Below are 21,364 nucleotides of genomic sequence, written 5' to 3' on the forward strand. Positions count from 1 at the left end.
ATCTAGCGCGCGGAAGACGTGCCGCGCCATACCTTGTTGCGGTTATCGACCCGGGTCTCCAGCACCGCGTGAGCGTCAACGCCGGCGTTAAGCGGCCAGCGATGGCGGGCGTTGGCCAGTACGTAACCGAACAATCCGTCGGTGAGCTGATATTTCCCCAGCCGCGTTTTGCTGAGCCGGGCGTGTACCGGTCCTTGGTTGCGGATCTCCAGATAAGGCTCGCCCCGTACCTGGACCAGACGCCAGCTTAACAGCGGCATGCCGCTGTCCGGCGACGATTGGCCGCCGTAGACAAACAGCGGAATGGAGTAACGCATCTGGAACATCAGCGAATTGGCGGGATCGTCGGCCCGGTCGTTAGGGGTGGGAATTTCGTCGAGCAGGATGCGAAAGGCTTGTTCCGGGCCGGAAGCCGGCGGCGCTTGCCTGATAATGCGGATCAGCTGTTTTTGTCCGGCATCCAGCCTGAGCATGGGCGGGCTGGCGATAATATCCTGTTGCGTATGAAAGCGCTCCCCGCCCTCCGTCTGCTCCCAGGAAAAGATCCGCACCTGCAGCAAGGTGGCGGCGGCGCCCTTGTTTTCCACCCACAGCTCGGTGGCTTTTTGCGTGCCGGCCAAAAAGGGATCCACCGGCCAGATCAGGACGGCGTGCCCCGCCCAGGCGATGGGCAGCCACAGGCCCAGCAGCAGCGACAACAGAAAGCGCCCGACGGCGAGAATGGTCATATTCAGATCCTTCTAAATCGTTACCAGGACAGGGTTACCGTAATGCTATCGGTATAGGTTCCTGCCGGGTGAAAGCCATCCAACTGCAGCTGTCCGTAAACCGGCAGCTGGATGTGGTCGCCATCGCCGTGGCTGATGGCGATATCCTGGTTAACCGGAATTTCACTGGCCGGCGATAAACTGGCGCTGGTGAAAAGGCGGTAGGCAATCAGATCGGTATTATTCAATCGCTGAAGATGACGCGTTGTGGTGAAATGATTACCGCCGCCCAGATTCATGGTTAAGGTCGTGCCCGGGGTGCAGGCGATGGCAAACGAGGCGCTTTGCACCAGCGCGGCATTGGCGGCCCGGGTATCGATACCGGACAAGGTACCGAAATCCAGCGTCCCGAGCACACCGCCGCCCTGGATCTGGCAGCCCGACACCACCGACGCCGATATCTGAAAATTTTGCGTCGGCAAGGCGGACAGCGGTCCTGGATACAGCGCCAGCAGCGACCCGAGCGCCACGCCCAGGCAATGAGGCCGTTGCCGTCGGTTGAGTACTGACATCCCTTAAGCATTCCGCTATCAATAAATGACCTGGACATTAATCACGTCGCTATAAGTACCCGCCGGCACGCTGGTATTATTCCCGCCCTGGGTGACCCGACCATATACCGGATAAATATTGCCGTTTACCGGATCAGGGACACCGGTAGCCCTCAGGCCGGTATTGTTGGCAATAGGCGTGGTAAACGCGGCGTCGTTATACAGCGTATACGCAATGCCCTGTGATGCGTCGCTGCCGAGCACCAGATAACGCGGGCTGGCGGTTTCCGCGCCATACACATTCACCGGCGCGGGGTTGCTGCCGGTTATCTGCACGCTAAAGGTTGCCCCGGTGGTACAACGAACACGGATGCCGTCGCCGGTGGCGCCGCTCAGTGTCGCGCTCAGCTCCTCGAAAGTGGCGGGATGGGTACCGAAATCGAGCGTGCCGAAGTTAACATTGCTGGTGGCCGGGTCGCCGTTGATCAGGCAACCGTTGGTTAAGGTCAGCGAGGCGTTAATGGCTCCGGTGGTGGTTACCGCCCGGGCAACACCCGCCAGGCCACAGCCCAGCCAGCACGCCAGGAAAAAAAACTTCTTATTCATATCCTTACCTCAAAGGAATCTTAGAGAATACTCAACGGGATATTTATTAAAATTAAAACATTATTTTTTGAAAAATATATTGAATAATAATTAAAGGTTCGATGAATCAATGTTAATAAGCCATGGCTAGATGGCCGATGTTTTATAGTAGTCATAAATAAATCCGGCGACGGATAATAACTTTTTCCTTCCCTTGGCGAGCACATTGCGAAACGTCGGGTATCCCCAGAAGCGCACGGGGGTTGTCAAGATGAACGGCGGGCGTTTATCAGGTATCCTGGGGAAACAGGCCGCGCCGGCCCGGTCATTTTCCTGGTGAGTCATAACTTAAATAAACACCGTCCGGGATATATGGCATAAAAGTTGCTGCGTATTGGCAGGGGTAGTGACTTTTTGCCCAGGCTTCCTTTTACCTTCTGGAGAAGACTATGCTGACATCCGCAAGAAACCATCTGACTGGCACCGTAACGGCCATTGTCGCCGGCGCGGTCAATGATGAAATAGAACTCACCCTGGCGGGCGGCAAGAAGCTGGTCGCCACCATTACCCATAGCAGCGTGCACTATCTCGACCTGCGCCTTGGCGGCGAAGCCAGCGCGTTTATCAAAGCGCCCTGGGTGATCCTGACGACCGCCGGCACCGGCCTGCGGTTTTCGGCGCGCAATCAATTTACCGGCAGCATCACCAACATCGTCAAAGGCGCCATCAACAGCGAAGTTACGGTCGCCGTCGATGCCAGCATGTCATTGGTTTCGGTCATTACCAATGAGAGCGTCGCCGGCATGCGCCTCAAGGACGGTGATGAAGTGATTGCCCTGGTCAAGGCGTCCAGCATTGTGCTGGCGACCCACGACTCACCGCCAATAACGGCCGGAAATCCCTAATACCTTACGGCGTGCGCTGTTGAGACGCGAAGCGGATGACGGCGGTATCACTTGGCGGGATACAGCCGGACGCCGATATCGGCGGGCGGACTGTAGTAAGGCATCGAGGTGATTGCCAGCTCAATGCCGGTGCGGGCGTATTCCCCGATATTGCCGGAATGGATCCCGCCCGCCGCCGCCAGCCGGCAACCGGTAGCCTGGCTGTTGGCATAGGCCAGCGCCCGGCTTACCGCGGCGGGACTGAATTTATCCAGTTGCACCAGGTCCGGGCCGGCGTCTATAGCCGCCATGGCTTCGGTTTCATTATCCGCTTCCACCACGATTAACCGGTCCGGCGCCGCGCCGCGCAGTGTGGCCACATGCTGGCGCCAATCCGCCGGATCGGCGCAGAAATGACGGTGGTTGGCGAACAACAGTACCGTATCCGCGGTTCCGCAGCGATGCAGGATGCCGCCGCCGTCAATCACCGCGCCCAGCGCCAGCGTTTTGGTGCCGGGAATGGTTTTGCGGGTGCAGGCGATGCGCATCCTGGGGTTTACCGCTTGCGCCATGGCGACCATCTCATGAGTGGCCTGGGCGACGCCGCTGCACCATTCCAAGAGGTTTTGCGCCACTTTCCAGCCCTGGTGTAATCTTTCGGCCGGCCCGGCTGCGGTTAACAGCACATCGCCGGCCTGCGCCATCTGCCCGTCGGCCATCGCCATCACCACGCTGAGCCCCAGCCGTTGCAGGACCCTTGCTGCGGCGTCCAGCCCGCTGACTTTCCCGGCGGTGCGCCGGCTAAAGCTCATGACGCCCTGACGGTTGCCGATGCCCAGGGCGCGGGTAGTCAGGTCGCCGTAGCGGATATCTTCCTGCAGTAGCGAATCCAGTTCCTGATCGGAAAGATAAAGCATGATCGTGCCTCGTCGTGTTGAGAGAGATGATGTAAATGCGCCGTCGCCACTTCCTGCTGGATCACCAATAACACAACCGGCGCTAAAACGTGAATGATACGGATCAAGCGCCGGGCCGGTCGGGTCCTCCCACCGGATAAAACACCGTCGTGAACTTTTATTTTTAATAATGTTCGCGAATGTACTAAATGCGCGGATATGCATTTTCCCGTCAGCAACCGGCGGTATGTAAAATACGATTTCGCCGCATGGTGATATTGCCAATAAATACAGGCGGTAACGTATTCCCGCTACAAAAAAATACGCATTATTATCGCGGCCGTACGGACTGTTTTACGCCTTGGCATGGGGATTGCTCTATTCATGCTGTCTTTACTATTTTTTATTCATTATACATTATTCATCAGAGGAGTTCTTTATTGTGACTCGCAAACTGGCAATCTATGGCAAGGGTGGTATTGGTAAATCGACCACCACACAAAATACCGCCGCCGCATTAGCCTATTATCATGGTCAAAAAGTGTTTATTCATGGCTGTGATCCGAAGGCGGATTCCACGCGGCTGATATTAGGCGGCATGCATCAGGAAACCCTGATGGACGTGCTGCGCGATCGGGGCGCCGAAAAGATCACCAATGACATGGTGGTCAAAACCGGCGTGTTCGGCATCAGCTGCGTTGAGTCCGGCGGCCCTGAGCCGGGCGTAGGCTGCGCCGGACGAGGCGTCATCACCGCCATCGACCTGATGGAAAATAATCGCGCCTACTCCGAAGATCTGGATTTTATCTTCTTTGACGTTTTGGGCGACGTGGTCTGCGGCGGGTTCGCCATGCCGATCCGCGAAGGCAAGGCCCAGGAAGTCTATATTGTCGCCTCGGGTGAAATGATGGCGATCTATGCCGCCAATAATATTTGCAAAGGCTTGGTGAAATATGCCAAGCAAAGCGGTGTCCGTCTCGGCGGTATTATTTGTAATAGCCGCAAGGTTGACGGGGAGCGGGAATTTGTTGAGGAGTTCACCGCGGCCATCGGCACGCAATTACTGCATTTTGTACCGCGGGATAATATCGTGCAGAAAGCGGAATTCAATAAAAAAACCGTTACTGAATTTGATCCGGAATCTAACCAGGCCCATGAATACAGCGAGCTGGGACGTAAGATTATTGAAAATAAAAACCTGGTTATCCCTAAACCCATGACCATGGAAGCGCTGGAAGCCATGGTGGTCAAATACGGCCTGGCCGATTGATTGAACAGCGCCAAGGGCTAAAGGACCGGATCGCCGCCGGCCGGCAAGATGACCAGTTACTTAATCGGGGAATGAACCATGCCACATCATGAGTTTGAGGTTAGCAAGTGTATACCGGAGCGGAAACTCCATGCCGTAGTCAAAGGCGCCGGGGAGGACTTAACCTCGGTGCTGCCCCTGGGCTATCTGAATACCATCCCGGGAACATTGTCCGAACGCGGCTGCGCCTATTGCGGCGCCAAGCATGTTATCGGCACGCCGATGAAGGATGTCATCCATATCAGCCACGGACCGGTGGGATGTACTTACGATACCTGGCAAACCAAACGCTACATCAGCGATAACGACAACTTCCAGCTGAAATATACCTTTGCCACCGATATGAAGGAAAAACATATCGTGTTCGGCGCGGAAGGGGTGCTGAAGCAGAATATCCTGGAGGCGTTTAAGGCCCAGCCCACCATTAAGCGCATGACCATTTACCAAACCTGCGCGTCGGCGCTGATCGGCGACGATATCGCCGCCGTGGCGCAGGACGTGATGGACGAATTGCCGGATGTGGATATTTTTGTCTGCAATTCGCCGGGTTTCGCCGGCCCCAGCCAGTCCGGAGGCCATCATAAAATCAATATCGCCTGGATTAACCAGAAGGTCGGCACCGTCGAGCCGAAAATCACCAGCGATCATGTCATCAACTATGTGGGCGAATACAATATCCAGGGCGATCAAGAAGTGATGGTGGATTACTTTAAGCGCATGGGTATCCAGGTGCTGTCCACGTTTACCGGCAACGGCTCCTACGATGATTTGCGCGGCATGCATAAAGCCCACCTTAATGTGCTGGAATGCGCGCGCTCGGCGGAATATATCGCCAATGAACTGCGGGTGCGCTACGGCATTCCGCGCCTGGATATCGACGGTTTTGGTTTTGGCCCCTTATCGGATTCCCTGCGCAAGATCGGACTGTTTTTTGGTATCGAAGACCGCGCGCAGGCCATTATCGACGAGGAAACCGCCCGCTGGAAACCGGAGCTTGACTGGTATATGGCGCGCCTGAAAGGCAAAAAAGTCTGCTTATGGCCGGGCGGTTCCAAACTCTGGCACTGGGCGCACGTAATCCATGCGGAAATGGGCGTGGAAGTGGTGTCGGTCTATACCAAATTCGGCCATCAGGGCGATATGGAAAAAGGCATTGCCCGCTGCGAGGCCGGCGCCATGGCCATCGACGATCCCAATGAACTGGAAACCCTGGAAGCGATGTACCAGCTCAAGCCGGATGTCATCTTTACCGGCAAGCGCCCGGGCGAAGTGGCGAAAAAAATCCGCGTCCCCTACCTGAACGCCCATGCGTACCATAACGGTCCCTATAAGGGGTACGAAGGCTGGGTGCGTTTTGCGCGCGATATCTATAACGCCATTTATTCACCCATCCATCAGCTGGCCCTGCTGGATATCAGCAAGGATGCCATCCCCACCGACCGGGGTTTCGCCACACAGAAAATGCTCGCTGCCGCAGGCCTTGACGATCAGACCCTGGCGTCCACCACCCTGCGCCAGTATAGCGGCGGCTATGACAGCGTAGCCAAGCTGCGTGAGCGCGTTTATCCCACCTTTCCCGGCCAGACGGTCATTCCGGCGGAATAAGGAGAACCATCGATGGCAAACCAGATTGAAGACCGTATCGAGCCGCTGGTGGATTACATCATGAAACATTGCCTCTGGCAGTTTCATTCCCGCGTCTGGGACCGGGAAAAGCAGAATGAAGGCATTTTGCATATCGTCGCGCAATTGCTGTGTGACGAACCGGTGGATCTCAGTACCCCGGCCAATCGCTGCTACTGGGCCGACGCCGTGGTACTGGTGGAGGCGTATAAAACGCGCTTTTCTTGGCTGGGCATGATGGGTAAGACGGAGATCGCCGCGCTTATCACCGCGCTCCATGAACGGCTGAACTACCTGACGATTACCGGATCGCTAAACGCGGAATTAACCGATCGGCGCTATTAGAGGGCACTAGCATGTCGTGTGAATTAAGAAAGAAAGATCGTACCGGCGTTATCAATCCGATATTCACCTGCCAGCCGGCGGGGGCGCAATATGTCAGCATCGGCGTCAAGGATTGTATCGGCATCGTGCACGGCGGCCAGGGCTGCGTGATGTTCGTGCGTTTGCTGATTTCCCAGCATTTAAAGGAGAGCTTTGAAATCGCCTCTTCCTCGGTGCATGAGGACGGCGCGGTATTCGGCGCGCTCGATCGCGTGGAGCAGGCGGTGGACGTGCTGCTGATGCGCTACCCCCATGTCAGGGTGGTGCCGATTATCACCACCTGCTCCACCGAGGTGATCGGCGACGACGTGGACGGCGTGGTGCGCAAGCTTAACGATGGGCTGTTGAAAGAGAAATTTCCCGGCCGCGAGGTCTATCTGATCCCGATCCATACCCCGAGTTTTGTCGGCAGCATGATAAGCGGCTACGATGTGACGGTGCGGGATTTCATCAAATATTTTGCCAAGAAAAGCGAACCCAACGGCAAGATTAACCTGTTCACCGGCTGGGTTAACCCCGGCGACGTGACGGCGCTGAAACATCTGCTGGCGGAAATGCGCATCGATGCCACCGTGCTGTTTGAAATTGAAAATTTCGACTCCCCGGTGATGCCCAGCGGCAACACCGTTTCCCACGGCAATACCACCGTCGAGGACCTGGTGGGAACGGCCAACGCCCTGGGCACCCTCGCGCTGAACCGTTATGAAGGACGCAAGGCGGCGGATTACCTGGCGGAACAATTCGCCATCCCCACCATTATCGGGCCTACGCCCATTGGTATCCGTAATACCGACACGTTCCTGCAAAACCTGCGGCAGCTGACCGGCAAGGCAATTCCGGAATCGCTGGTGCGCGAGCGCGGCATCGCCATCGACGCCTTGACCGATTTGGTGCATATGTTCCTGGCCGATAAGCGGGTGGCGATTTACGGCAATCCCGATCTGGTCATCGGCCTGGCCGAGTTTTGCCTGGATCTGGAAATGAAGCCGGTACTGCTGCTGCTGGGCGACGATAACGCGTTTTATGATACCGATCCCCGCATTATCGCCCTACAGGAGCAGGTGGATCACGGCATGGAGATCATTACCAATGCCGACCTGTGGGAACTGGAAAACCGCATTACCCACCAAGGGCTGGAACTGGATTTGATCCTCGGCCATTCCAAAGGGCGCTTTACCGCCATCGACAATCAGATCCCCATGGTCCGGGTTGGGTTTCCCACCTATGACCGCGCCGGCTTATGGCGCCATCCGGTGGTGGGCTATGCGGGGGCCATCTGGCTGGCGGAGCAGTTTGCCAACGCGCTGTTCACCGATATGGAATACAAGAAAAACAAAGAGTGGATCCTTAACGTCTGGTAATGGGTATCGGCCTGTCATTCATAAGGATAAAACCAATGTCAAAACTGTTATTTGAATCCGATCGGCAAAAGTTTATCCGGCTTTCCCATGATGCCGAAGGCTATCACCGGCGGGCGGAACTGTTCGCCGAACAGGCGCAGTCGCCCGGTCTGGTTTTCAACGTGGCGTCCATTGCCGTGGAGTGTTATCTCATCGCACTCTGCGCCTGGTACGGCAGCATGCCGTATAACCACAACTATGGCAGCCTTATGGATACGGCGGAGGAGGTTATTCTCTTTTCGCCGTCATTAAGCGGCAAAATCCGCGCGCTGGATGACATCTTTGGTCTCTGTTCGCTGGAAAACTACCACCACGGCACCCCGACCCTGGCGGATTCGGCCGGCATTATCGCCATTTGCCGGGAATTGTCGGGGATTTTAACCGCTTTGGGCACCCAGGGTTCCCAGGCGCGATAAAGGAGGGCACGACCTATGCAGTCGACAGAACCGCGCGCGGCCCCGGGACATCCGCACGGCGCCATGCGTCGCGATGAACGGGAAATAACGCAACCGGCCGAAATAGCGGCGATCCTGGACTCCGCCAGGGTGATGTATATCGCCCTGGCGCAGGACAATATCCCTTTTATGGTACCGGTATTTTACGCCTGGGACGGCACGTCGCTTTATTTCCATTCCGCCAGGGCCGGCACCAAAATAGCGATGCTGAAAAAAAACAGCACCCTGTGTTTTGCGGTTTCCACCGAACAGGGCGTGGTGGAAGACGAGGTGATCTGTAATTTCGAGGCCAGGCACCGTACGGTCATCGGTCTGGGCAACGCGGTGTTTATCCGGGACGAGGCGGAAAAGATCGCCGCGCTTAACCTGATTGTCGCCCGCTTCAGCGACAAAGCCTGGACCTTTCCCGCCGCCAATGTGCGCGCCACCCTGGTGCTGCGTATTGATATCATTTCAATGAAGGGTAAACAGCACGGATTTTAGGGAGTGGAAAATGAAGATAGCGGTATTTATCGATGCCGGCGGCCGGGCCGCCTCGCTGTACCAGCCAGGCGCGGTGCGGGTGTATGAATCAACCGCCGACGGTTGGCGGCCGGTTGCGGATATTCCGTTTACCCTGCGCCCGCAAATGGGATTAAGCGAAATCAGAACCCGCACCCTGGAGATGCTGACGTCCCTCGACGGCTGCCGCCATTTTGTCGCCGCCGCTATTCACGGCGCGCTGCTGTCCTATTTTGACGGCATGGGCATCACTATGTGGCGGCTGACCGGGGAACCCGCCGGTTTCCTGACGCGTATCCGGCAGTTTGTGGAAGAAAACGCGCCGCGGGAGCAGGCAGCGGCGGCCCAAAGCGTTATCAAGCCCGGCCAGGGCGCGGGGGAATATTGCCTTAACCTTATCGACGCGCTGAAAAGCGATGGCGCCTTAACCTCGAAACAGGTGCTGCTGCCATTTTTCCGCGCGGGAGCCTTTAAACAAATCGACATTACCTGCGATCATGTGCCGAAATGGTTTAAACATGAACTGCCGGCATTAAAGCTGGCGCTTACGGTGGCGCAACAACCGGACGGGCGTTGCCGGGCGTTGGTGCTCAATATCGCAGGCAACGCTTGAGTTGCCTGCTTGGGCGTTTAAAAAGTCAAGCCCGCTTCTGGCGCAAATTCTGGGCACTTGACCTGCCTGTGGCTCGGCAATCAATCAGGTGTCCTCGACCTCCGTTCCTTGCTCCGTCATTGTCCAGGGGATGATTTTCCGCAGGTATCGCCCATGCTAAATGCCTATTTGGGTGCTGGTGATAACCCCGGCAGTAGTCGGGGTAAGCTGCCTCTAATCATTCCATTTGATACTGTAATCGGTTAATTGATTATCAAGATATTCTCTTTTTTCAAACCAATAATCAAAGACCACCTTATCACTGTTCTGAAATATTAAATAATAGCCACCAGTATCACCCAGGGTATCATCTACAACCTGTATTTCCCATCCATTATACTCTCCACTAACTATGGTTCCATTTTTCATAATCATCATCTTTCCTTAATCTTCGTAAGGAACATGGTTATTCGAACTATACTTACCCGTTACCGGGTCTTTTACACTAAAATGAACATGCGGAATACCGGGAGCATGCATGCCGCTTATAGAACCTGAATCTATTCTAAATTCTTTTGTTCCGTCTGCACTATGGTAGACCCCTGAACCAGTCTTGCCAATTTCCTTGTAATTTGAGCCTAAAAACTTCAAACCCGCAGCTAATGCTTTGTCAGTAGTTAACGTCGTCGAGCTGGTGAAGTTTTTTTTACCCGATAATGTTTCAGTGATGACGTTTTCAATTTTACTGTTAGATTATTGAGAAAGGTAAACCAGATCTCTCATAGTAAGAGGATCCGCACCAGGATTTGCAAAAATATTTCCGCCCCTTACCGGTTTACCGCCTATGTTGCCGGTATGCCTAGAACCTTGCTCACGGCGTTGATCAGGCGATATCAGTGCCGTTTTACCGTCCTGGCTCGAGGGAGAACCCCGGTGCTAGGCCGGGGTTTTAATCAAAAAATTACTCACTGGAGATCACCGGTGGAACTAACGATAGTACATCTATCACATCTTCAATTGTAACTATTGAATAGTGAACAACACCTTCTTTCGCATGGATATCAGCACTCTGTTCATTAAACCACTTCAAATATGGTGAATGTAAAATAGTATAAATGCCAGCGACCATTTCACCTTTTTGTTCTTCTTGCATTTTCAATAAATCACCCTCGTCAATAACGCGGAAACAATAAATCCAATCAAAGGCAATTTTTATTTTTTTATTGTTTGCAAGTAAAGATAAAAAAAGCGCCCCAGAAGCATAGTTACAATTAATCAATTGGCTACCAACCAGCGTGGAGCATTCATCATATGCAAGTTTAACTAATTTTTCCTTCATATATAATCACTCCTCATATCTGAATTTTATTCTATTCCTGCCAGATTGTATCTCTAATGTAGGTCTGCCGTCAGTACTACGTTCGCGGATAATGACTGTCCGTCCATCAGACAATGAACCGACCCTGCCACCGGGAATTTGTTTAACATTATCAGGCGCTAAGGCATCAAATTCTTTATTAGCTGCGTTTTTTCCACCTGCTCGTTCAAAAAGCTTTGATCTGCCTAAAGTTTCTTGCCCCCTTGAGGAGGTGGACCTCAGCTCTTCAACAGTAATAACTTTTCGGTCATTATTTCTGGCTTTCTCTTCGTCTTCCGGCCCCCAACCTCCCGGTGTTCCCGATCCCACTCCGCCCAGCTCGGCTTTTTGCGCATCGGCGGCTTTGGCTATGTCTTTGCCCAGATTCGGTTTAGCCTCGCCGCCCTCTTCGTTGCGACTTTCCATCCGTCCCGGCCCGCGCGTTCCATCACGTACCGAACACTGTTCGCGCGTGCCTTCACAGATGTCTCCACCCATATCGAAGCCGTCGTCATCGTTCGACTCCGACTGGCTGCCATGACCTACTGCTCCCGCTATCGCTGCACTTTCCGCCGCACCACCTACGATCGCGCCCAGCAGGTTATTCTCCACAGCGTTACCTGCGGAAAAGCTGATCCCTGGCGCAGACGCCGGTCCAGACGGAGCCGCTGGAGCAGATGAAAAGCGTTGCGCCAGGTCGCGCCCCGGCACTTTATCGCTGCCTTCGCCCACGTTGCCGCTGTAGGCTAACAGCCCCACCCCCAGGCCGAGGGGATGTTTTGCCAGCCCGAGCGCGGCCGCGCCTAATTGTGGCGGCTGACCGGGGAACCCGCCGGTTTCCTGACGCGTATCCGGCAGTTTGTGGAAGAGAACGCGCCGCGGGAGCAGGCAGCGGCGGCCCAAAGCGTTATCAAGCCCGGCCAGGGCGCGGGGGAATATTGCCTTAACCTTATCGACGCGCTGAAAAGCGATGGCGCCTTAACCTCGAAACAGGTGCTGCTGCCATTTTTCCGCGCGGGAGCCTTTAAACAAATCGACATTACCTGCGATCATGTGCCGAAATGGTTTAAACATGAACTGCCGGCATTAAAGCTGGCGCTTACGGTGGCGCAACAACCGGACGGGCGTTGCCGGGCGCGGGTACTCAACATAGGTAAGAGTTGAACGGGTTCTTGTTCAATCCACTTTTTTAACTGCTGCTATCCAGTCTTCCCATACCGCTGGATCGGCAGGTTTGGATGAATCACGCCATATCGTCCAATCCATTGAGCCAAGTAACGCTCCTAAATCATCAGATACGGACTGGCATATAAGTTAAAAATACCGGCGTAGGTGCCGGAATTTTAGTCAACTATATAGCATCTTTGATTGGGAGTTGTGCGAACACATTACTGATAGTACCTTTCTTAAATATGGCTTTTTTAGCTGTATTACCGTAATCCGCTGTGTATATCAAGTATTCTTCATCTTCATCTTTAGGATAATAAAACAAATAAAAGCCAACGTCTGATACTTCAAGTGGGCTTAAAAAAACGCCTAACGGCTTTGCGTCAGGCAATTCCAAATCTTGAGGATCACTATCAAGAAGCATTCCATGCGAATGTGCCAGTTTTCTTAACAGTTCTAAATCGCTGTCGGGAAAAAGGAGCTCATTATTTTTGCAATTAGTTATTTCAGGCTCACAATCCTTTAGATAATCAATAGCCATTGACAATGTATAATTAGATCCCTTTGCTGGATATATTTCGTCCTCAATAAAAAAACCAAAAAGTCCATATTTCCAGTAATTGTCCTCTGTTTTTTCCAGTAATTCGTAAAAAACAGCAAATACAAAAGGTTGTCCGAAAATCATTTTTTATCCTTCAGCTCTTTGATTTCTCTGTTAAAGTTCCCCAATTCCCTGTTACCTAAAGCATTTTTTTCATCTCCCGAGCTGCCACTCCAGTGAAAATTGCCCTTTCCATCCTTGCTAGTGTTGAAGAACCGATGAATATTCCCATTATTATCAATGGCTAGCCTTATCTTCGGATCTTTCGTAGCAATAGAATGGTCAAATAGTTCTAAAGAATTTCTCGGCTCAACCCCGGCATTAGGCCTAGATCCTTGTGCTCCAGGTGTATGTTTAGCATTAGATTCAACTTTCAATCCATTATTTGCCACCGTAGGTTCTGAAATGGGTAATCTATTATCTTTGCCATTAGACAGATAAATGAATTTATCTTTACTATGTTCCGGTATCGGCGTTACCGTCGTACTCTCATCCGTATACGGTTTGCGTTCGATATTGCCGGTGTGACGGAATCTCTGATCTCCTCGCTGATCCGGTGAGATAAATACGTTCTTATTATCCTGATTTGACGATGGGTTTTCAAGTTTACCGCCCGTCAAATCATCCGCAACAGGCACAGTTTCCGTTGTACTACCGCTTTGTCCCGTCAGGATAAGTTTCGCCACACACAGCAGGCTGTCGCGACAAACAGCGGCCTGAACCTCGGTTGCAGCCTTACCAAGCGCCAGCGCTGCGTCTTTTTTGCCTTCTTTGGCAGCATCGCAAGCAGCTCCGGCCACCGGTGCGCTTTCCACTGCAGCCCCGGCGACAGCGCCCAGCAGGTTATTTTTTACAGCGTTACCTGCGGCACAGCTGACCCCTGGCGCAGACGCCAGTTCAGACGGATCCAACGGAGCAGTGGCGAAGCGTTGCGCCAGGTCGCGCCCCGGCACCTTGTCGCTACCTTCGCCCACGTTGCCGCTGTAGGCTAACAACCCCACCCCCAGGCCAAGGGGATGTTTTGCCAGCCCGAGCGTGGCCGCGCCTAATTCGCTTATCGCGGTGCGTAGCGCGAGACCATTAACCCCGCCGGCGGCGGCGTTTGCCATACCGCCATTTACGCCGGCGGCGACCGGCGCCAGCGCCATCCTGGGCGATGGGGCCACTGCCATACCGGATAACGCTATGGCGCGCCGCGCGTTAACCTGCGCCATGGAGGGCATTGCCGATGTGGGAATGGCATTACGGTCCACCATGGACGGCGATACCGATGCGGGAATAGCAGTATTGCCCACCATGGAGGGCGTTGCCGATGCGGGTATAGCACTTTTATCCGCCAAGGGTTCGCTACGGGAGTTTGCGGCGTTTTCAGCGTTGACAACAGCTTTCCGCGCTTCAGGGGGAGCTCCCGCAGCCTTTTGTTCTGCAATAGAGTTTCTTATTGCCGCTAAAATTTGCCCGGTTTCATTTTTCCGTTTGAGCGCGTTATCCACCTGTCCAGCCCTTGCCCGGGCGGCATGGTCAAGATTATTCCGTTTGGTCTTTTCTAGATTGAGCTGATGTTCTTGCCGTAAATAGCGTTCCCGAACAGACGTACTCGGGTTAGTGCTTAGTTCTTTATGTAATGCGATAACGCCGGTACTGAGATGGCAAAGGCGGTCGTTAATCTCACTCAGCGCTTGGTAGGCGGATTGCTTTTTATGCTGGGCGGAAAACACCTGCGCCCGCATATCATTGTCCAGCGCCTCTGCCGCCGCCAATGTGGCAGGCCTTGGCTGGGAGTGATAGCCATCATGATCTTCCTGGCATTCCGCCAGGGCTTTATCCAACACTTCTTTTGATAAATTAATGTGATATTGAAATTGTTCCGTAAGTGCTTGAAAATCCCTTCTTCTCGCCGTCTCTAATTGCTGTGTATTATTAAAACCTCCGCTCCCGCTGGTATTACCGCCGTTGCCGCCGCCATGCAGACGGAAATGATGATTACCGGAGTGGTGTCTGCCAGGGGTGGCGGTTACGGTCATGACATCTTCATTTCTCGACGAGGTGACCCGGCCGGCATAATCACCGCCACCCCCGCCTCTGTGCGTCGCGCATGCTCCACGGGAATTGCCGCCGCCACAGCCCCTGGATGAGCTGCCGCATCTGTTGCCCGATGAACTGCCACAACCGCCGATATTCATTTATTCCCTTATTTGAATGATAATAAATTATTCCCGATTAATTGGGTTCATCACATAAGACGCGGATAGGGGTGTGCTAATAGGGCAAGTAAAGCATGAAAAAGTTAACAAAGAGTTAAACGGCAATATCAAAGAGAAACCTTTTTAAAACCGGCATTGTTGTCCATGGGTGAAAATATTATTAATTGAAAGTCAATTGAAAGCTATATTGCCGCAATATTTTTTGGGTTGCTGGCGACAGGTTATTGTTTCGAGTATCTTTTTTGAATAACAAATTCAGCGGCATGGATGATATTATTTTTTTAATTTCCTAAATCATTATCTTTGCTTAAATAAGATAAACGAGTTAGCCAGCATTTTGGCATATTTATTTTTTTATTAAAAACTTTAACCTTCCTGATTAGCATTATTCCTGTGTGAGCAGTAAAAAATACTGCGTATTCTCTAAGATGCTGAAGGCGGATGGTCTAATAATAATGTGTTGATACGCGTGCCGGCACCACTTATCGGGATAATCAGCCTGCTATCCCATTATCGCTGCGGTTTGTCCACAGCGCGGTATGAGTGTCCCCATCCCGGTTTTTATCAACATGATGATGCGGACTCAGGCTGCTGCAGGGCGCGCCGCTTCAGCCGGGCGCCTGACTCCGGCGTGAAACGTACATTGTTGATTATCCGTTGTCACATACAAGACAAAAAAGCCACTGGCGTCAATGCGCCAATGGCAAAACGACGTTAAATCATATCGTTATATATTTAATTATATAGCGATAGATGGCCGGCAACTTGCACCACTCTCACTCGGGCCGGAAAACCTATGCCGGCACATCGGTTTTTTGACCTTCACCGCCCATTGGGCGCCAAAGGGAGGCGCGCTTTATGCCACCGGCCATGCTTAATGACACCGCATCCGCCCATCCGACGCTGGCGGATTCGTTATCCTTTACCTGCCAACTGGGCGAGTGCCGCTCCGAACTGCTGCCCCTGCTGTCCGAGGTCAGCAAGGTGGTCAGCAGGGAAGGCTCTTTATCCAAGACGCTCAAGCTGGTGCTGGAGCTGATGCAAAAACATTTGCAGGTTACCCGGGCGATGATCTCGCTCTACGATGCCAGCTGCGACCAGATTTTTATCCATGAAAGCTACGGTTTATCCAAGGATGAAATCGAAAAGGGCGTCTATTATCCCGGCGAGGGCATCACCGGCAGGGTGGTGGAAACCCGCCAGCCCATTATTGTCCCGATCATTGCCGAAGAGCCGTTGTTTCTCAATCGCACCGGCAGTTGGGATAAAACGGTCGATGGCCATCTTTCCTTTATCTGCGTGCCCATCATGCGCGGCATGAAAGTAATGGGCACCATTGGGGTGGAACGTTTATACAATAACCGGCAACTGTTATATCTGGATCTGGAGGTGCTGGCCATTATCGCCACCACTATTGCCCAGGCGGTGGAGCTGCATTTGCTGGAGCGCGCCCATAAGCAGGTATTGCAGGCTCAAAGCGCCCGGCTGGATAAAGAGCTGAAGGAAAAATTCAAACCGGCGAATATCATCGGCAACTCCAGGGCGATGCAGTCGGTTTATCTGATGATTGACAAAGTCAGCCACGCCCGCACCACGGTGCTGATCCTCGGTGAAAGCGGGGTCGGCAAGGAACGGGTCGCCAGCGCCATCCACTATAACAGCAGCTGCGGCAGCGGGCCGTTTGTTAAATTCAACTGCGCCTCGCTGCCGGAAAGCGTCATCGAAAGTGAGCTGTTCGGCCATGAAAAAGGCGCCTTTACCGGTGCCGTCGCGCGTCGGGCCGGAAGGTTCGAGGAGGCGGATGGCGGCACGATTTTCCTGGATGAAGTGGGCGAATTATCTCTTTCGGCCCAGGCCAAGCTATTGCGGGTGATCCAGGAACGGTGCTTTGAACGCCTGGGCAGCAACGAGTCCATTAAGGTCAACGTGCGCATCCTGGCGGCGACGCACTGCGATTTAACCGCCATGGTCACCAACGGCACCTTTCGCGAGGATCTGTACTATCGTCTGAATGTCTTCCCTATTACTATTCCAGCGCTGCGTGAGCGGGGTAACGATATCCTGATCCTGGCCGAACATTTCAACGCCTGGTTTGCCCGGGAACAGGGGGTTGATGTCCCTGCCATTTCCACGCCCGCGCTGAACTTAATGCTCAACTACGACTGGCCGGGCAACGTGCGGGAGCTGGAAAATATGATGGAGCGTGCGGTATTGCTGGCGGAAGAGGGGGTGGTCCACAGCTATCATCTGCCCGCCGCCCTGCAACCGGCCGTGCTGGGCACGCTTGGCGAGCAGTCGGGCCTGGAGGCCCGTTTATCCATGATGGAGTATGAACTGATCGTCGAGGCGCTGGCCCGCTTCCAGGGCAATATGTCCAGGGCGGCGGCGCAGTTGGGCCTGACCCGGCGCATGCTCGGCCTGCGCATGGCGAAATATCAGCTGAACTATAAAGATTACCGGAGTGGAGACTGATATGGCCGGCACCGGTGATCTCGCCGCGGGGCGGTTAGCCATTCCGCGCTGCGCCGTCGACCTTTGCGGGCCGGCGGGAAAAGCGCGCTCACGTAAAGGACGCGGCGGCCATGCGGTCGATCAGATCATCGCCCATTCCCATGCCATGAAACGCACCCTGGCGGCGGTGGCAAACATTGCGCCCACCCGCTCAGCGGTATTATTGCGCGGCGAGCCGGGAACCGGTAAGGATGTTATCGCCCGGGCGATTCACCTCCAGTCGCAACATCGCGCCGGTCCGTTTATTAAAGTGTGCTGCGATTACCTTGCCAGCGACGATATCATGCGCGAATTGTTCGGTTGTGAAGCGGGCTTTTCCGGCAATATCGCCGGCTATCCCGGCGATATTGCCCTGGCGGCGGGCGGAACGCTGTTTATCAGCGAAATCGGCCATTTTTCCCTGTTATTGCAAAAGCGGCTGCTGCGCATTTTACAAGAACAGCGTTATAAGCCGCTCGGCGGCTCCCGCACCCTGGCCTGCGATGTGCGCATAATTTGCGCCACCGAGAAAAACCTGGAGCAGAGGATGGCGCAGGGGACCTTTTTAGCCGAACTCTATTATCGCATCCATATCGCCACCATTGCCCTGCCGGCCCTGCGCGAGCGTAAAGAAGACATTCCCGGCCTGGTTAACTATTTTTTCGAACGTTATAACCGCGATAATCACAGGACGCTCACGCTGACCGAGGCGGCCCAGGCGCCACTCTATCTGTGCCATTGGCCGGGGAATGTGCGCGATATCGAGAATTGCCTTGAGCATGCCGCCATCCAGGCCCGGGATGGCGTTATCCAGCAATTGCCCTGCCTGTCCGGGCGCTGCCTGCGCCAGCGTTTGAACCAGGAAATCAGCCGGCAGCAGGAGACGGTGCCGCAGGAGGCGGGCCACGAGGCGGGGTATGGCCCGGCTACGCCGCTATGGCCGGCGGAAATAATGATGAGCGCCATGACCGCGACGGCCGGCGCCCCTGACGACGCCGATGAGGAGCTGCGCTATCGCCTGGTCGCCGCCCTGGAAAAAAGCGGCGGGGTCAAGGCCAAAGCCGCCCGTTTGCTCCATATCACCCCCCGGCAGCTTTATTATGCCTTGAAAAAACTGCACATTGAGGTAAAGAAATTTTAACTGCGCCGTCATGGTACCGATTTCCCGGCAAGCGCATATTCTCTCTAAGGTTAATAACTTATTTATTTTATGGCAGCAAATAGTTAATTTATTTATTTTGTTTTTATCAGGGAAAATATGACACCGTTATTTGATCTTATCGCGATGTATAGCCGAAAAAGCGGTTTGTTGCATTGCGCCTCATTTTATTACGCCCCCCGATAAAACGTCCTGCGGAGTCAATACTGCAGAGAGCGATTAGCGTTAAAAATAAGCATAATTATCAGTATATTACAAAGTTATCCTTATTTCCGGCATCAATAAACAAGGTTTTCTTATGGTCGGTCATAACCTTTGTTTATGGCTGATGGATAGCGCGCAGATAGTATGGCAGACTGGACGGAAAGGTTGTCGATATGGTCATCAAGGCGAACCAATGTCAGCATTTTTACCTGCTTTCATCCGGAAATTCTGAAATAACAGTTCATATATTCGCCACACGATCAAATTTTTTTTTAGTTTTTAAATAGTATGTATGACTGCTTACTCATTGTCATAAAGTGAATTACTTCACAGTTTAGCTATATTGACTGGCGATCGTGCTTCATTTTTGGCCAAACACCTGTGGATTGTTTTCGTTTGCTGCGTCTCACAAAATGTGTAAATCCCTACGGGTTATATTGACGTATTGGCAAACAGTTGCCAAATTGGGAGCCTCGGAATTCAGGAGGGGCAATGGATTGTTTGAATGGTCCCACGCATTCAACGCGTCGGGGGGTGCTGCCTCATGGGCATCCCGGCATATATTCCCTTCTTTGGTTCTGATGCCGCAAGGCGCACTGCACAGACCGCAGCATTAAATAAAACAGCGTCTGGCCGTACAACACACAACATCACATCACACAATGGAGCAGAATGATGACAATTTCCTTGACCAAATCAGGGATACTGAAGGTCGGCATTAGCCTGGCGGCATTAGCCGTGGCGGCCAGCGTTCAGGCAAAGACTCTGGTATATTGTTCAGAGGGCTCGCCTGAAGGGTTCAACCCGCAGTTATTCACGTCCGGCACCAGTTTTGATGCCAGTTCCGTGCCGATCTACAATCGTCTGGTCGATTTCAAGCTGGGCACCACGGAAGTGATTCCGAGCCTGGCCGAAAAGTGGGAAGTCAGCGCCGACGGCAAAACCTATACTTTCCATCTGCGTAAAGGCGTGAAGTGGCAGGAAAGCAAGGATTTCAAACCGACCCGCGATTTCAACGCAGACGACGTGATCTTCTCCTTTATGCGGCAGAAAGACGCCAATCATCCTTACCATAAAGTCTCCGGCGGCAATTACGAGTACTTTGACGGCATGGGCATGGGCGATTTGATCGCCAGCGTGGAAAAAGTCGACGACTACACCGTGCGCTTCAACCTGACCCGCGAGGAATCGCCATTCCTGGCCGACCTGGCCATGGACTTCGCCTCCATCATGTCCGCCCAGTATGCCGATCTGATGCAAAAAGCGGGCACGCCGGAAAAAATCGATCTTAACCCGATCGGTACCGGCCCCTTCCAACTGCTGCAGTACCAGAAAGATTCCCGCATCCTGTACAAAGCGTTTGAAAACTATTGGGGCACCAAGCCGAAAATCGACCGCCTGGTGTTCTCCATTACGCCGGACGCGTCCGTACGTTATGCCAAGCTGCAGAAAAACGAATGCCAGATCATGCCGTATCCTAATCCGGCCGACATCGCGCGCATGAAAGAAGACAAAACCATCAACCTGATGGAACAGCCGGGCCTGAACGTGGGCTACCTGGCGTTTAACGTCGAGAAAAAACCGCTGGATAACCTGAAGGTTCGCCAGGCGCTGATCACCGCGGTAAACAAATCCGCCATCATCGACGCGGTATACCAGGGCGCGGGCCAGCCGGCGAAAAACCTGATTCCGCCGACCATGTGGAGCTATAACGACGCGGTGCAGGATTACGCTTACGATCCGGCCAAAGCGAAAGAACTGCTGAAGGAAGCGGGCTTGCCGGAGGGTTTCTCCATCGATTTGTGGGCTATGCCGGTACAGCGTCCCTACAACCCGAACGCCAGGCGCATGGCGGAAATGATTCAGTCCGACTGGGCTAAAATCGGCGTTAAGGCCAAGATCGTCAGCTACGAATGGGGCGAATACCTCAAACGCGCCAAGGCCGGCGAGCATCAGTCTGTTATGATGGGCTGGACCGGGGACAATGGGGATCCGGATAACTTCTTCGCCACCCTGTTCAGCTGCGATGCGGCAAAAGACGGCTCCAACTACTCAAGGTGGTGCTACAAGCCGTTTGAAGACCTGATCCAGCCGGCGCGCAGCACGTCCGATCATGCGAAACGCGTGGATCTGTACAAACAGGCCCAGGTGGTCATGCACGATCAGGCGCCCGCGCTTATCGTTGCCCATTCCACGGTATACGAGCCTGTGCGTAAGGAAGTGAAAGGGTATGTGGTCGATCCACTGGGTAAACATCATTTCGAGAACGTATCTTTAGACTAAAGGTCAATTAAC

General features: G+C 53.6%; 21 protein-coding genes. 12 read left to right on the top strand and 9 right to left on the bottom strand.

The annotated features are described in order from the left end of the window. Nucleotides 1–2: 2 nt before the first annotated feature. The 3 genes from ACL2XN_RS18460 to ACL2XN_RS18470 are packed head-to-tail and all read right to left on the bottom strand — an operon-like array spanning nucleotide 3 to nucleotide 1,864. Nucleotides 3–728: a molecular chaperone gene (locus ACL2XN_RS18460; RefSeq protein ID WP_410012995.1), complete on the bottom strand. Its 726-nt coding sequence runs from the start codon at nucleotides 726–728 to the stop codon at nucleotides 3–5. Nucleotides 729–748: 20 nt separating this feature from the next. Further along, on the bottom strand, nucleotides 749–1,279 hold the full coding sequence (locus tag ACL2XN_RS18465) for a spore coat U domain-containing protein (protein ID WP_410012996.1): 531 nt from the start codon (nucleotides 1,277–1,279) through the stop codon (nucleotides 749–751). Between the two features lie 18 nt (nucleotides 1,280–1,297). Continuing rightward, nucleotides 1,298–1,864, bottom strand: a complete 567-nt coding sequence (locus tag ACL2XN_RS18470; RefSeq protein ID WP_410012997.1) for a spore coat U domain-containing protein — start codon at nucleotides 1,862–1,864, stop codon at nucleotides 1,298–1,300. 428 nt (nucleotides 1,865–2,292) lie between these two features. On the opposite strand from ACL2XN_RS18470, the gene ACL2XN_RS18475 reads away from it, so the two are divergent. Further along, nucleotides 2,293–2,748: a molybdopterin-binding protein gene (locus tag ACL2XN_RS18475; protein ID WP_410012998.1), complete on the top strand. Its 456-nt coding sequence runs from the start codon at nucleotides 2,293–2,295 to the stop codon at nucleotides 2,746–2,748. A gap of 47 nt (nucleotides 2,749–2,795) precedes the next feature. Here the strand turns inward: ACL2XN_RS18475 and modD are convergent, their stop codons facing one another. After that, a complete protein-coding gene (modD, locus tag ACL2XN_RS18480; RefSeq protein WP_410012999.1) occupies nucleotides 2,796–3,644 on the bottom strand; it encodes a ModD protein in 849 nt (282 codons plus the stop codon). Nucleotides 3,645–4,065: 421 nt separating this feature from the next. Here modD and nifH point away from each other — a divergent pair, with 421 nt between their 5' ends. From nifH to anfO, 7 genes are all read left to right on the top strand, one after another. Then, nucleotides 4,066–4,893, top strand: coding sequence for a nitrogenase iron protein (gene nifH / locus ACL2XN_RS18485; RefSeq protein ID WP_410013000.1), 828 nt, complete (start codon nucleotides 4,066–4,068; stop codon nucleotides 4,891–4,893). A gap of 78 nt (nucleotides 4,894–4,971) precedes the next feature. Further along, nucleotides 4,972–6,537 carry a nitrogenase iron-iron protein, alpha chain gene (gene anfD, locus ACL2XN_RS18490; protein WP_413729217.1) on the top strand — a complete coding sequence of 522 codons (1,566 nt, stop codon included), beginning with the start codon at nucleotides 4,972–4,974 and terminating at the stop codon, nucleotides 6,535–6,537. A gap of 12 nt (nucleotides 6,538–6,549) precedes the next feature. Further along, on the top strand, nucleotides 6,550–6,900 hold the full coding sequence (gene anfG / locus ACL2XN_RS18495; protein WP_413729218.1) for a Fe-only nitrogenase subunit delta: 351 nt from the start codon (nucleotides 6,550–6,552) through the stop codon (nucleotides 6,898–6,900). A gap of 11 nt (nucleotides 6,901–6,911) precedes the next feature. Continuing rightward, on the top strand, nucleotides 6,912–8,300 hold the full coding sequence (gene anfK, locus ACL2XN_RS18500) for a Fe-only nitrogenase subunit beta (protein ID WP_410013003.1): 1,389 nt from the start codon (nucleotides 6,912–6,914) through the stop codon (nucleotides 8,298–8,300). Between the two features lie 35 nt (nucleotides 8,301–8,335). After that, nucleotides 8,336–8,755, top strand: coding sequence for a hypothetical protein (locus tag ACL2XN_RS18505; RefSeq protein ID WP_413729220.1), 420 nt, complete (start codon nucleotides 8,336–8,338; stop codon nucleotides 8,753–8,755). A 15-nt stretch (nucleotides 8,756–8,770) separates the two neighbouring features. After that, nucleotides 8,771–9,277: a pyridoxamine 5'-phosphate oxidase family protein gene (locus ACL2XN_RS18510; protein ID WP_410013005.1), complete on the top strand. Its 507-nt coding sequence runs from the start codon at nucleotides 8,771–8,773 to the stop codon at nucleotides 9,275–9,277. A gap of 10 nt (nucleotides 9,278–9,287) precedes the next feature. Continuing rightward, nucleotides 9,288–9,908: a Fe-only nitrogenase accessory protein AnfO gene (gene anfO, locus ACL2XN_RS18515; protein ID WP_413721682.1), complete on the top strand. Its 621-nt coding sequence runs from the start codon at nucleotides 9,288–9,290 to the stop codon at nucleotides 9,906–9,908. A gap of 213 nt (nucleotides 9,909–10,121) precedes the next feature. Here anfO and ACL2XN_RS18520 read toward each other — a convergent pair whose 3' ends face one another. From ACL2XN_RS18520 to ACL2XN_RS18530, 3 genes are all read right to left on the bottom strand, one after another. After that, nucleotides 10,122–10,322: a hypothetical protein gene (locus ACL2XN_RS18520; RefSeq protein ID WP_413723513.1), complete on the bottom strand. Its 201-nt coding sequence runs from the start codon at nucleotides 10,320–10,322 to the stop codon at nucleotides 10,122–10,124. 526 nt (nucleotides 10,323–10,848) lie between these two features. Continuing rightward, nucleotides 10,849–11,226, bottom strand: coding sequence for a hypothetical protein (locus ACL2XN_RS18525; RefSeq protein WP_413721681.1), 378 nt, complete (start codon nucleotides 11,224–11,226; stop codon nucleotides 10,849–10,851). Between the two features lie 6 nt (nucleotides 11,227–11,232). Further along, on the bottom strand, nucleotides 11,233–11,856 hold the full coding sequence (locus ACL2XN_RS18530; protein ID WP_413721680.1) for a hypothetical protein: 624 nt from the start codon (nucleotides 11,854–11,856) through the stop codon (nucleotides 11,233–11,235). Between the two features lie 195 nt (nucleotides 11,857–12,051). Between ACL2XN_RS18530 and ACL2XN_RS18535 the strand changes: the two genes are divergently transcribed. After that, complete coding sequence (locus ACL2XN_RS18535) at nucleotides 12,052–12,408, top strand: Fe-only nitrogenase accessory AnfO family protein (RefSeq protein ID WP_413721679.1); 357 nt, start codon at nucleotides 12,052–12,054, stop codon at nucleotides 12,406–12,408. Nucleotides 12,409–12,595: 187 nt separating this feature from the next. Here ACL2XN_RS18535 and ACL2XN_RS18540 read toward each other — a convergent pair whose 3' ends face one another. Together ACL2XN_RS18540 and ACL2XN_RS18545 are read right to left on the bottom strand one after the other, a co-directional pair. After that, nucleotides 12,596–13,096, bottom strand: coding sequence for an immunity 42 family protein (locus ACL2XN_RS18540; protein WP_413727504.1), 501 nt, complete (start codon nucleotides 13,094–13,096; stop codon nucleotides 12,596–12,598). Further along, the gene (locus ACL2XN_RS18545) at nucleotides 13,093–15,036 is read right to left on the bottom strand and encodes a hypothetical protein (RefSeq protein ID WP_413729222.1); all 1,944 of its coding nucleotides are present in this window, start codon (nucleotides 15,034–15,036) and stop codon (nucleotides 13,093–13,095) included. The genes ACL2XN_RS18540 and ACL2XN_RS18545 overlap by 4 nt, the downstream gene beginning before the upstream one ends. A gap of 1,038 nt (nucleotides 15,037–16,074) precedes the next feature. Between ACL2XN_RS18545 and ACL2XN_RS18550 the strand changes: the two genes are divergently transcribed. The 3 genes from ACL2XN_RS18550 (at nucleotide 16,075) to dppA (ending at nucleotide 21,352) form a co-directional block, all read left to right on the top strand. Continuing rightward, a complete protein-coding gene (locus ACL2XN_RS18550) occupies nucleotides 16,075–17,688 on the top strand; it encodes a sigma 54-interacting transcriptional regulator (protein WP_413729223.1) in 1,614 nt (537 codons plus the stop codon). A gap of 1 nt (nucleotide 17,689) precedes the next feature. Further along, nucleotides 17,690–18,847: a sigma 54-interacting transcriptional regulator gene (locus ACL2XN_RS18555; RefSeq protein ID WP_413729224.1), complete on the top strand. Its 1,158-nt coding sequence runs from the start codon at nucleotides 17,690–17,692 to the stop codon at nucleotides 18,845–18,847. Between the two features lie 897 nt (nucleotides 18,848–19,744). Continuing rightward, the gene (dppA, locus tag ACL2XN_RS18560; RefSeq protein ID WP_410016688.1) at nucleotides 19,745–21,352 is read left to right on the top strand and encodes a dipeptide ABC transporter periplasmic-binding protein DppA; all 1,608 of its coding nucleotides are present in this window, start codon (nucleotides 19,745–19,747) and stop codon (nucleotides 21,350–21,352) included. Nucleotides 21,353–21,364: the final 12 nt, after the last annotated feature.

Source organism: Sodalis sp. RH22 (assembly GCF_047324165.1).
GTDB lineage: Bacteria > Pseudomonadota > Gammaproteobacteria > Enterobacterales > Enterobacteriaceae > Acerihabitans.